At 63.9% G+C, this 11,875-nt stretch carries 10 protein-coding genes; all 10 read right to left on the minus strand.

What is annotated here, in order from left to right; translation table 11 throughout:
• Positions 1-417 (minus strand): pyridoxal-phosphate dependent enzyme (locus tag JHD59_RS20780; protein WP_199155646.1); only part of this gene is annotated, 417 nt, incomplete at its 3' end.
• Positions 404-1,024, minus strand: coding sequence for a phosphoribosylanthranilate isomerase (locus tag JHD59_RS20785; RefSeq protein WP_368671635.1), 621 nt, complete (start codon positions 1,022-1,024; stop codon positions 404-406). The genes JHD59_RS20785 and JHD59_RS20780, both read right to left, overlap by 14 nt.
• A gap of 20 nt (positions 1,025-1,044) precedes the next feature.
• Positions 1,045-1,833, minus strand: coding sequence for a tRNA pseudouridine(38-40) synthase TruA (truA, locus tag JHD59_RS20790; protein WP_199155648.1), 789 nt, complete (start codon positions 1,831-1,833; stop codon positions 1,045-1,047).
• 171 nt (positions 1,834-2,004) lie between these two features.
• Positions 2,005-4,455: a FimV family protein gene (locus tag JHD59_RS20795; protein WP_199155649.1), complete on the minus strand. Its 2,451-nt coding sequence runs from the start codon at positions 4,453-4,455 to the stop codon at positions 2,005-2,007.
• 380 nt (positions 4,456-4,835) lie between these two features.
• Complete coding sequence (locus JHD59_RS20800) at positions 4,836-6,959, minus strand: FimV/HubP family polar landmark protein (RefSeq protein ID WP_233164435.1); 2,124 nt, start codon at positions 6,957-6,959, stop codon at positions 4,836-4,838.
• 281 nt (positions 6,960-7,240) lie between these two features.
• Positions 7,241-8,251: an aspartate-semialdehyde dehydrogenase gene (locus tag JHD59_RS20805; protein ID WP_199155650.1), complete on the minus strand. Its 1,011-nt coding sequence runs from the start codon at positions 8,249-8,251 to the stop codon at positions 7,241-7,243.
• Positions 8,252-8,381: 130 nt separating this feature from the next.
• Positions 8,382-9,488 carry an aspartate-semialdehyde dehydrogenase gene (asd, locus tag JHD59_RS20810; RefSeq protein WP_199155651.1) on the minus strand — a complete coding sequence of 369 codons (1,107 nt, stop codon included), beginning with the start codon at positions 9,486-9,488 and terminating at the stop codon, positions 8,382-8,384.
• Positions 9,489-9,883: 395 nt separating this feature from the next.
• Positions 9,884-10,948 (minus strand): 3-isopropylmalate dehydrogenase, encoded by a 1,065-nt coding sequence (gene leuB / locus JHD59_RS20815; RefSeq protein ID WP_199155652.1) that lies wholly within the window; start codon positions 10,946-10,948, stop codon positions 9,884-9,886.
• Positions 10,949-10,958: 10 nt separating this feature from the next.
• Positions 10,959-11,255: a hypothetical protein gene (locus JHD59_RS20820; RefSeq protein WP_103321594.1), complete on the minus strand. Its 297-nt coding sequence runs from the start codon at positions 11,253-11,255 to the stop codon at positions 10,959-10,961.
• Between the two features lie 40 nt (positions 11,256-11,295).
• The coding region (locus JHD59_RS20825; protein ID WP_199155653.1) for a pyridoxamine 5'-phosphate oxidase family protein at positions 11,296-11,875 on the minus strand (580 nt) is incomplete at its 5' end.

Genomic DNA, 11,875 nt, shown 5'->3' on the forward strand with positions numbered 1-11,875 from the left:
CATGTACACCACGCACTCCATGCCATAGCGCGCCGCCACGGTGGCCGTGGCCACACCATGCTGGCCGGCGCCGGTTTCGGCGATGACGCGCTTCTTGCCCATGCGGCGCGCCAGCAGCGCCTGGCCGATGGCGTTGTTGATCTTGTGCGCTCCGGTGTGGTTCAGGTCTTCGCGCTTCAGCCAGATCTGCGCACCGCCCAATTGCTCGGACCAACGCTTGGCGTGGTAGACAGGGCTGGGACGGCCGACGTAATGCTTCAGTTCATGGCGGAACTCCTGCCAGAACGTCGGATCGGCCTTCACGCGGGCGTATTCTTCTTTCAACTGGTCCAACGCCACCATCAAGGTTTCGGCGACATAGACACCGCCATAAGGGCCGAAATGGCCCTGCGCATCCGGAAAATCATACCGATCCATGTCTTGCTCCTGATATGAAGGCCGCCATTCTGGCAGCATCTTTGATTCCCTTGGCCGCCTCCACACCGCTGGAGACGTCCACCGCGGCCGGTTTTACCCGGCGCACGGCTTCTTCGATATTGTGTTCGTCCAGGCCGCCGGACAGGATCAACGGCAAAGGCAGATCGTCCGGCAGCAGGGTCCAGTCAAACGTCGCGCCGGTGCCGCCGTGCGCGCCCTCGACAAAGGCGTCGGTCAGCAAGCCGCGCGCATCCGGGTACGCCGCAGCCCATTGCAGCAGATCGACACCCGGCTTCACCCGCACGGCTTTCAGATACGGACGCTGAAACGAGCGGCAGAATTCCGCGCTCTCCTCGCCATGAAACTGCAGCACATCGATGGCGCAGCCAGCCAGCACCTGCTCCACCCATTCGCGCGCCGGATTGACGAACAAGGCGACCACGCTGACGAAAGGCGGCAGCGCCGCGATCACGGCACGCGCCTGCTCAATGGACACATTGCGCGGGCTCTTGTCGTAGAACACCAGTCCGATGGCGTCGGCGCCCAGGCGGGCGGCTTCCGCGCCGTGTTCCGGCTGGGTGATGCCGCAGATCTTGATTCTGACCACTGTCTCTTCTCTGTTAGCTGCTAGCGCAGTTTCAAGCGCCCGGCCTCGCATTGCGACGGCAGGCCAAACGTCTCCGGATAGCCTACGCCGGTCAGGTAAAGCCCATCCGGCATGAAGGTGGGCGGCGCGCAGGTGCGGTCGCGCGCTTCCAGCAGCGACTGCATGCCAGCCGCGTCCAAAGCCCCCTTGCCCACGTACAGCAGCGCGCCCACCAGATTGCGCACCATATGGTGCAGGAAGGCATCGGCAACGAGGTCGAAGCGGATCAGCCCACCGTCCTCCACGATGTCCAGCCGCTGCAAATCCTTCACTGGCGACTTGGCCTGGCACTCGGACGCGCGGAAACTGGAAAAATCATGCCGTCCGAGCAGACGCTGCGCCGCTTCGCGCATCGCATCGACATCCAACGCCTGATGATACCAGCCCACCTTGCCCGCCAGCAGGCAGGAGCGTACCGGGTGCGTCAGCAAAAAATAGCTGTAGCTGCGGGAAAAAGCGGAAAACCGGGCATGGAAGCTATCGTCCACTTCGCGCGCCCACACCACGGCGATTTCCGGCGGCAGCAAGGCATTGACGCCGCGCACCCAGGCATTCAGCGGGCGGCTGGCATCGGTGTCGAAATGCGCCACCTGCATCGCCGCGTGCACGCCGGCGTCGGTGCGGCCGGCGGCCACCGTGGAGATGTCGCGGTTACCCGCAATCCGGCCCAAGGCCTGATTCAAGATATCCTGTACCGTATTGCCGTGCGGCTGACTTTGCCAGCCGGCAAACGCCCGGCCGTCATACTCGATGCCGAGCGCGATTCTCATACCCAATCATCCATTCGTTCCCCGGCCTCGCGCGCCATTGCCGCCAGCGAGACCGTAAAACCCTCACTTTATCCTATCCCGGCAGGTTTGCGCCACGCCCCTGCCCTCAGAAAAACGAATGGCACCGCCATCCAGGCCGGTGCCATTGCCGACAAAACCGCCAAACTGCGCTTACCTGCCGTGCTGCGCCTCCCGCATCAGGGTCTCGGCCGTTTCCTTGTCGCCCATTTCCATGTACAGCTTGGCCAGTTCCATCTTTTCCATATCCACATCCGGCGCCGCAATGGGCGGCGTCGGCTTGGCGGCCGTTGCCGCAGGCTTGGCGGCTGGGGCCAGAGCGGCAGGCTGCGGCGGAGGCGCTGCCGGCTCAGGGGCGGCAGCTGGCGCGGGCGGAACAGCCGCGGGAGCCATCTCCGGCTCAGGCTTGGCCGCGGCGGCAGGCTCAGCCGCCACGCCAAACAAAGCATGGCCCGGCACCGTGCTCCGCCCCAGCTCGCAGATGCGTTGCCACATTGTGCTGTCCGGATTGAACATGCTCTTGGCCGACATCGCCTCCTGCAGGAACGCGTCCTTGTCCGGCTTGGACGCTAGCACCTCCAACAGCTTGAAGCGCAAATCCTGCCGCATCGGCTCCTTATCCAAACCGGCGCGCAATACTGCCACGGCCTGATCGGAGCGGCCGTATGCCAGATACACCTCGGCCTCGGCCATCACGTCCACCGCGCCCAGATCGGCTCCGTCGTCCTTTTTCAGCGAACTCATCAATCCCGCCAACGGCCCCAGCGCCAGGCGCGAGCTTCCGCCCGCAGACGCTTCGCCAGCGGCCTCCTCCTGCTTGCCTTGCCGCTTGCGGCGTATCAGCAGCAAGGCCACCAGGCCGAGCGCCGCCGCCGCGCCGCCCAGTTTGATCTGTACGTCGCGGTCGCCCAAAACGGCAAGCGCGTCATCCATCACGCTTTCCGTGGCTGGCTTCGGCGTCAACGGATGCGATGGCGCCGTGGGCGCTGGCGCATTGACCGGAACCGGAGTCGGCGCAGGCGCCGGGTGCGGCATGGGCTGGGTGGCAGCCTCGGCCGCCTTCGGCAGCGAAGCCACCGCCTTCACAACCGGCTGCGGCTTCGCCGCTGCGCTCTTGGCCGGCGCCATGGCGGCAGCAGAGGCCGCCGCGCTCTTGTGTTGCGAGGAAGGCATGGCAGGCTTGACGCTCGCCTCGGGCTTGGCCGTCTGTGCCGCGGCGGACGCTTGCGCCGCCATCGGCATGGAGGCCGCGGCCTTCGCCTTGCCTTGCTGCAAGGCTCGTATCTTCTCTTCCAACGCGCGAGTGCGTTCCTCAGTTTCCTTCAAGGCCTGCTCCTGGAAGTGCAGGCGGTCGCGCATCTTTTGCTCTGCGGCCAAAACGGCCGGCGACGAAGCGGGCTTGGCGATGGCGGCGGGCTTGGCCGCGCTGGCCTCCGGTTTCGCCATGGACTTGGCTTCGGTCGACGCGCCCTTTCCAGCCTGATCGGCCTGCCGCCCCTGCTCCAGCAATTTGGCCATGGGGCCTGGCGACGCCGGCGGCTGAGCCTTCTCCGACGCGTCCTTGCGCGCCAGGTCTCGCATTTTCCACTCGGCCGGATAGCGTAAATCCGCCCCCGCCAGCAGGCGGTTGGCGTCGCCCCGGATGAAGGCGTCCGGGTTGTCCTTCAACAGGCGGGCGGCCACATCTTCACCCTTGGCGTGGCCATGCATGCGCGAGGCGATGGCGGACAGCGTATCGCCCTTCAGCACCTTGTAGGACTTGGCCGATTCGGCCGCCTGCGGGGCGTGATCCGCGGCTTTGGCTTGAGCGCCGGCTGCTCCCGCTCCTTCCAAAGCCAACACATAGGATTTCTGCGCCTTGACGCTGCCGGCCGCCACCTCGACCCGGAACGCCAATTGCGGCAGGGTGATGGGCACCGACGAAGCCAGCGTCAACATGCGCCTGCCATCGGCGGATCGCTCATGCTGATACGAGATGGAGGACACCTGCCGCAGCAATTCCTTGACCTGGCCGCTCTGGGAGGTATCGGCGTAGATGGCCACCTGCAACTGCTCCGCCTTGTCGAATACGCCGCCCAGCAAGGGCAGTTCCGCCATCAAGGGTTCGCCCAATCGAGAATTGACGCGTATGTCGCCAAGGCCGGCGCCATCCAGTCGCGACCCCTGATCCGGCGTTGCCGCATGACGCTTGCCGTCGTCGCCGGCCGGAACCGGAGCCTTGCGGCGCGGACCATCGCGCTTGTAATCGACCTCGAACTCACGGACCAGTCTGCCATCCGGCCAACCTACTTCCACGGCAAAGCGCAGCAAGGGCTCGCCGAAGCTCGATGGCCCTTTAACCAGCACTTTCTGCAAGTGGCCGTCGCTTCCGCGCACCAGGCTGAATTGCAGCGTCGGCGCGGAGCCGCTGTAAGCCGAAAGCAAGGGGTAGTTATTGCGGTCGGCCAGATTGACCTGGGCAAAATCCTGTATGTCCTCATTGACTACCGGGATTTCGGCGGAAAACGCCTCGCCATCGGCCGACAGCACATGAATGGGCCCCAGGCCCGCCTGCGCAGCGGATGCGCTCCCCAATCCCGCCAGCAGCAGGGCCAAACTCGCCATGCGTAAATTTGCAGCCATCTTGGACGTTCCCAACCTTTTGCCTGTTCTGTTTTTAACCGGACGCGCCGCCGCGGCCCCTCTCGCCCTCCGCGTGGACGAGCTTAGCATTCATTGCAATTAAACCTTATAGCAGTTTCGATTGGCAATCCTAGGTCACTTTCCAATCGCCAAGGTCATCAATATTAAAATAGGCATAAAAAACACCGCCGCAAATCCATAAAACCGCGAAACGCTTTTTATGCGTAGCCGATGCCAGCAGGCGAGCCGCGCCCTGATGGCCATCTATTTATGCGCCATCGGCGCGCATACGGCATGAAAAATGGCCGCCTGCGCCAGATCGGGCAAGGGCGGCCATTTGCGGCGGCGGATTATTCCCAGGCTCAGCTGCTGATTTTGTCCAGCAAGGCCTGGGCTTCGTCTTTTAACGCCCCCTGGGCTTCGCCCAATAAATCCTGCAACACTTCGCGAGCGCCTTCGCGGTCGCCCATGTCGAGATATACCTTGGCCAGGTCCAATTTGGTGGACAAGGGGTCATCCAGCACAGACATGCCCTCGGCCTGCGCGCCGGCGGCGGGCGGGGCCTCGGCAGGCGTTTCAGCCAGCATGTCCGCATACAGGGACTCCAATCCTTCCGTCGCTTCTGCCGGCCCTGTCTCCGCTTTGGGCGGCTCGGCCTGCACGGCATCAAGGTTGAAATCGAAGTCCAGCAGATTGCCTTCCGCCGCGGCCGGCTTGGCCGCTTCCGTCGTCGGCTCCGGCGGCAGCATGGCCTCCAGATCGAAGTCCAGCACGTTGGGCTCTTCCTCGCGCTTGGATTCGTCTGCCGGCAGTTCGAACAATGCCGCCAAGGGGTCGGCCTCGGGCGCGGGGGCGGCTTCCGTCATTTCGGCGGCAGCAGCCTCGCCATCCGGGGCGAACAACTCCTTGTCCAGATCGATCGCCTCGCCAGGCGCGGCAGCCGCCGGAATCTCCGGCATGGCGTCGTCGCCCGATTGATACAAAGGATTCTCCGGATCGATGGCCCGTCCCAGCGTGACAGTCTTGGCCCACATCGCGCCGCGGCCGTCGAAGGCTGCTTGCATCTCCCGCGCCAAACGCTCGAAGCTCGCGGTATCGGGCCGCGCCGCATAGACCTCCATCAACTTCATCCGCACTTCGTGGCGCGACGGGTCCTTCAACAGCGCGTCCTTGAGAATTTCCTCGGCCTGCTGATCGCGGCCATAGGCGATGTACACCTCAGCCTCGGCCACCGGGTCCACCTCGGCGGCGTCAATCGCGCCGGCGGCCTGGGTGAAGTTGCTCATGAAAGAGTTGGAGCCGCCAGCGGCAGTCGCGCCGGCCCCCATCACGGTAGCGCGCCCCAAAGCGGCTCCCGCAGCGGCGTCACGTCCACCGGCACGGCGCCTGGCGATCATCACGCCCAACAGTCCCAACAACCCCACGACTGCGACGCCGCCGCCGATCAGCGGCAGATTATCCATCACGCGGCTCATCAAAGACGGCTGCGGCGGCGGTGGAGGCGGCGCAAGATGAACGGGCTTGCGCTTGGGCGCCGGATGCAGCTCGGCCGGTTTTTCCATCGGTTTGGGCGCGCTAGCGACTGGCGCCGGGACGGGCGAACTGGCAGGCGCGGCCATGGGGGCCGGCGCCATCGCCGCGGCCGATGCCGTCTTGGCCGGCGGAATCACGCCAGCCGCTTGCAATGATTTCAGTTGCTGCTCCAGCGCCGTGATGCGGGCCGTCGCATCCTGCAGCGCCTTTTCTTTGGCATTGATCTGTTGCTGCAAGTCGCTGAGCTTGGCGTTGTCGGCACCGTCTCCCGGCACCAGCTTGAGCACATCGCCGCCTGCCTTGCCGCCCGATGCGGCCGACTGCGCCTGCGGCTGCGATGCCGTGCTCGCAACCGGGCCGAGGATGCTGCTGACCTGCTCGGCCGACAGCGCCTTGATCTTGCGCGCCGCCGGCACTTTCAGGACCGAGCCCGGCTTGGGATGGTCGACATCGCCCTGATCAAAGGCGTCGGGATTGGCCTGGGCCAGCGCCGCCATGGTCTGGCGCACGCTCGCGCCGCGCGGTTTGACTTTCAAGGCCAGCGAACGCAAGGTGGCGCCCTGCTTTACCCTCAGCTCAGTGGGAACCGCCGGCGCCTGTCTGGCCGGCGCGGCGGACTTATACCGGGAAGCCTGGTCGCTGTCGGCATAGCTGGGCACATCCTGCACGATGTTCTGCCCGCCGGGATTGTAGTTTGCCGGGTCCAGCAGCACGGTGTACTCCCGCACCGAGCGGCCGGACGGCGCCCGCGCCTCGACGACGAAACGCAGGTAGGGATCATTGATGGGGCGGGTGGAGCTGACACGGATCGTCGCGCCATTGGAGCCCGGATTCAGCGCGAAGCGCAGCGTCGACAGCGAGGAGGCATAGTCGACGTTCAAGGCCTGAAAGGTTTCGATGCCGGCCAGGCCCACGCGGACGGCATCCATTTCGCCGGGCGTCACCCCAGTCATTTCGATGTCCGCCTTCAGAAGCTCCCCCAGATTGGAGCGGACATAAATCTTCCCCAATCCGGCCCAGGCGCACGCGGAACACGCCAGACCGATCAAAAGCATGCCAAGCTTGATTTTTCGCTGATTTCTCACTGTCTACCTTCCGGCATTGTCGCATTTATGTGATTTTATTGGCGCGAGCCCGCCTCCGGGATGGCGGGCAACTGCTGCAATCTTAGGCTCTGGCAGCAAGTTTAGCCAGATGTCACAACAGCCGCGCCCTGCGCCTGCCCTGAATGGGATTACATCTGCGCGCTCTGTCCGGCCAGAATCTCCGCGATGCGCACGCAGTGGATGGCCGCGCCGGCTTTCACGTTGTCTGCCGACAGCCACAAGCTTAACACGTTGCCATGACGGCGCAGACGGCTGATCCAGATCCCTTCGTTGCCCGTCGCTTCCATCGGCGTAATGTAGCCGCCGTGCTGTTCGCGGCCGACCACCTGCAATCCTGCTGCCTTGAGCCGATTTTGCACTTGTTCGAGGTCAAACTCTTTATGCAATTCGACTTGAACTGTCCAGGAATGGCCAAAAAACACCGGCACGCGCGCGCATGTCACTTCCAGCTGTTGCGGCTGCAAATTCAGCAGGCGGGCAGTTTCATCGCGCACCGAACGCTCTTCTTCCGAATCGCCGTTGGCGTCGACCTCGCCGATCTGCGGCAGCACGTTGAAGGCGATGCGTTTGGCGTAGACATTGACCTCGGCGTCGCGGTGCGTAAACAGCGCCGTGGTCTGGTCAGCCATTTCCTCCATTGCCTTCTGTCCGCTGCCGGAAACTGCCTGGTAGGTGGATACCGTGACGCGCGCGATGCCCAGCGGCAGCAGCGGCGCCAGGGCCAGGGCCAGCGGCGTCACCGTGCAGTTGGGCACGGCCACCAGCGGCGCGCGGCCCAGGTCTTGCAACTCGGCGGCATTGATCGCCGGCGCCACCAGCGGCACGCCGGCGTCGTGGCGGAAAGCGGAGCTGAAATCCACCACCGCCGCGCCGGCATCGCGCGCCTGCGGCACGTATTGGCGCGAGATGTCGCCGCCGGCGGCGAAGATGGCCAGACCGACGTTCTCGAAATTGAACTCGTCCACCGGGTGCACGTCCAGCTCCAGATTGCCCAGCGACACGGTGCTGCCGTCCTGCTCGGCGCTGTCCACCGCAAACACGCGGGCGGCCGGGAAATTGCGCTCGGCCAGCAGTTCCAGCACGGCCTGGCCCACCAGGCTGGTGGCGCCCACCACGGCGATTTGCAGAGAAGTCGACATATCTTGTTCCTATCGTTACCGCCGACGGCGCGGGCCGCCGGCATTGCAATGCGAAAAGGGCACCGAAGTGCCCTTGAATTCTGTCAGCCCCGGCAAGCACCGGAGCGAGGCTTGACGCCTATTCTACCCGTCAGCGCGCGATCAGGATACGCAGCATGCGGCGCAACGGCTCGGCCGCGCCCCACAGCAACTGATCGCCGATCACGAAAGCGGACAAGTACTCGCCACCCATGTTCAGCTTGCGCACGCGGCCGACGCCGACTTGCAGCCCGCCGGTGATGGCCGCCGGGGTCAGTTCCTTGACCGAGATTTCTCGATCGTTCGGCACCCACTTCACCCAGTCGTTGCCGGACTTGATGATGGCTTCGATCTCGTCCAGCGGCAGGTCTTTCTTCAGCTTAACCGTCAGCGCCAGGCTGTGGCAGCGCATGGCGCCGATGCGCACGCACAGGCCATCCACCGGAATCACGCTGGCGGTGCCGAGAATCTTGTTGACCTCGGCCTGGCCCTTCCACTCTTCCTTGGACTGGCCGTTGTCCAGCTGCTTGTCGATCCACGGGATCAGGCCGCCGGCCAGCGGCGCGCCGAAGTATTCGGTCGGCACGTCTTCGCGGATGGCCTGGGCCACCTTGCGGTCGATGTCCAGAATGGCGGACGACGGCGTGGCCAATTCATCGGCCACGGCGGCATGGATCGCGCCCATGCCCTTGAGCAGTTCGCGCATGTGGTTGGCGCCGCCGCCGGAGGCCGCCTGATAGGTCATGGACGACACCCAGTCGACTAGGCCTTCGCGGAACAGGCCGTTCATGCCCATGAGCATGATGGAGTTGGTGCAGTTGCCGCCGATGTAATTCTTGACGCCCTTTGCCAGTCCCTGCTCGATCAGGCCCTGGTTGACTGGGTCCAGCACGATGATGGAGTCCGCTTCCATCCGCAGCGTGGAGGCGGCGTCGATCCAGTAGCCGGTCCAGCCGGCCGCGCGCAGCTTGCCGTAGATTTCGGTGGTGTAGTCGCCGCCTTGACAGGTGACGATCACGTCCATCGCCTTCAGTTCTTCGATATTGGCGGCGTCTTTCAAGGCCGGCACCTCGCGGCCGATGTCCGGCGCTTTGCCGCCGACATTGGAGGTGGTGAAGAACACCGGTTCGTCGATGACGGCGAAGTCGTTTTCTTCGCGCATGCGTTGCATCAGCACGGAACCGACCATGCCGCGCCAGCCTACAAAGCCTACTCTCACTGTAAATCTCCTGAGTCTGTCCTAAGTCCGATTCGTGAATCGCGCCCCGTCTTGCGCGGAGCGGCGATGAAATTTTTGTTACCTCATTGTGCAATTGTGCAGCGCGCCACCGCGTCAGGCAATGGGATAAATCGTTTTTATTGTGAAGGTCATCGGAACAATCGATTCAGGCGGCGTGAACAATCCGCAGCCGGCCAGGGAGCAGGCATGAGCGCCGTTAATGCGCGACATCGCTTGCCGAGAACATTGCTTATTTATTCGCGTGGCGCCACGCGCATCACGACGCCTTCAGACATCAGAAAAATGCATCCTTTCATTAACACCGTCCGGCCGAATGCAAAACCGGCGCGTCCGCACAAGCGAACCACGCCGGTTATCGCCGATCGGAAAATGGCTTACAGCGCCGCCACCACCGCGTCGCCCATGCCGGAGCAGCTGACCTTCTCGCAACCGGATTCGTAGATGTCGGCGGTGCGATAGCCTTGCGCCAGCACCTTCTTCACCGCGTTTTCCACGCGCTGCGCGGCGGCTTCCTCGCCAAAGCTGTAGCGCAGCATCATGGCGACGGACAGGATGGTGGCCAGCGGGTTGGCCAGGTTCTGGCCGGCGATGTCCGGCGCCGAACCGTGGCTGGGCTCGTACAGGCCCTTGTTGTTCTGGTCGAGGGACGCCGATGGCAGCATGCCGATGGAACCGGTCAGCATCGAGGCCTCGTCGGACAGGATATCGCCGAAGATATTGCCGGTGACCATCACGTCGAACTGCTTGGGGTTGCGCACCAGCTGCATCGCCGCGTTGTCCACGTACATGTGGCTGAGCTCCACCTGCGGATACTCGCGCGCCACGTCTATCATGATCTCTTTCCAGAACTCGGTGGTTTCCAGCACATTGGCCTTGTCCACCGAACAGAGCTTTTTATTGCGCTTCATGGCGATGCCGAAAGCGACATGGGCGATGCGGCGCACTTCGCTCTCGCTGTAGCGCATGGTGTTGTAGGCCTCGCGCTCGCCTAGTTCATTGACGGCGATGCCGCGCGGCTGGCCGAAGTAGATGTCGCCGGTCAGTTCGCGCACGATCATGATATCCAGCCCGGCCACCACTTCCGGCTTCAGGGTGGACGCGTTGGCCAGCTCCGGATACAGGATGGCCGGCCGCAGATTGGCGAACAGCCCCAGGTCCTTGCGGATGGCCAACAAGCCGCGCTCCGGCCGCAGCGGACGCTCCAGTTTGTCGTATTGCGGGCCGCCGACGGCGCCCAGCAGCACCGCGTCGGCTTCGCGGCACAGTTTCTGCGTCGCCTCCGGATAAGGCGCGCCGTATTGGTCATAAGCCGCGCCGCCCAAGGGCGCGTGTTCGGTCTCGATTTTCAGGCCGTCGCGGCGCAATGCGTCCAGCACGCGTTCGGCCTGGGCGATGATTTCCCGACCGATGCCGTCACCCGGCAGAATGGCGATTTTCATGGTGTCTTCCTTATTCCCGTTTGTCTGATTTCGGTTTGTCTTCGTCGCGCTGGGTCAGCCGCTCCACCAGCGCCTTTTCGCAACACTTGAATACGATATAGGCCGCCATCGCGGCGTAGCCGGACAACAGCAATTCACCCAACTGGCGCAACGCGCCATCCATCGCCGCCTGCCAGCCCGCCTCAAGCCAAAGCTTAAGGTTCAATTGCAGCACCAGGGCCAGATTGATGGTGCCAAGCCCGAACAGCAGAAAGCTCAAACCCAGCAGCAGAAAAGCCGCCGCCGGGTGGCGATGCAGCCAGGCCATCCATCCGCGCCGCGCCCCGGCCTCCTTCCCGCCTCCATCCTCACGCCTGACTGGTTTCATCCACGCTCACCAATCCGCTTTTCTGGGCGATGCCGGTTGGCAGACCATCCAGGCTCACACCGTTGCGGTTTCGCCAATACTCGCGTATGCCCGGCTCGCCCTTGGCTCGGGCCCAGTCGTTCAACTGCTCCCGCTCGCCCTGGTATTGATAGTAAGGCACAGCCATGCCGCAGGAAGCCTGCACCAGCTCCACATCCAGCAGGAAAACCTGGCGCGCGCCCGGCAAGGGGTCGAACAGGCCGTAATAATCGGCCCAGTCCGGGTCGCCCTGATGAATCGCCCGTGCCTGCCCATACAGGCGCAAGATCAGCGGCTTGCCTTCAAAGGCGCAGAACATCAAGGTCATGCGCGGGTGATGCTCGATGTGGCTAGCCGTCTCATTGCCGCTGCCGGTCACGTTCAGCCAAGCCACCTGCTTCGGCCCCAGCACCCGCAGCGAGTCCATGCCCTTGGGCGACAGGTTGACATGGCCATCCGCCATGGCGGTAGCGACGAAAAACAGCTTTTGTCCGGCGATGAACTCGCGGTGCGAATCCTGCAACTCCTGATAACGCTGCCCC

The sequence above is a fragment of the Chromobacterium sp. ASV23 genome (genome assembly GCF_016428945.1).
Lineage (GTDB): Bacteria > Pseudomonadota > Gammaproteobacteria > Burkholderiales > Chromobacteriaceae > Chromobacterium > Chromobacterium sinusclupearum.

What these genes read in the sequence shown, in the direction of transcription:
- JHD59_RS20795 (WP_199155649.1), bottom strand. Translation starts at nt 4,455, where the DNA reads ATGGCGAGTTTGGCCCTGCTGCTGGCGGGATTGGGGAGCGCATCCGCT.
- truA (WP_199155648.1), bottom strand. Translation starts at nt 1,833, where the DNA reads ATGAGAATCGCGCTCGGCATCGAGTATGACGGCCGGGCGTTTGCCGGC.
- leuB (WP_199155652.1), bottom strand. Translation starts at nt 10,948, where the DNA reads ATGAAAATCGCCATTCTGCCGGGTGACGGCATCGGTCGGGAAATCATC.
- JHD59_RS20820 (WP_103321594.1), bottom strand. Translation starts at nt 11,255, where the DNA reads ATGGCCTGGCTGCATCGCCACCCGGCGGCGGCTTTTCTGCTGCTGGGT.
- JHD59_RS20800 (WP_233164435.1), bottom strand. Translation starts at nt 6,959, where the DNA reads ATGACTGGGGTGACGCCCGGCGAAATGGATGCCGTCCGCGTGGGCCTG.
- JHD59_RS20805 (WP_199155650.1), bottom strand. Translation starts at nt 8,251, where the DNA reads ATGTCGACTTCTCTGCAAATCGCCGTGGTGGGCGCCACCAGCCTGGTG.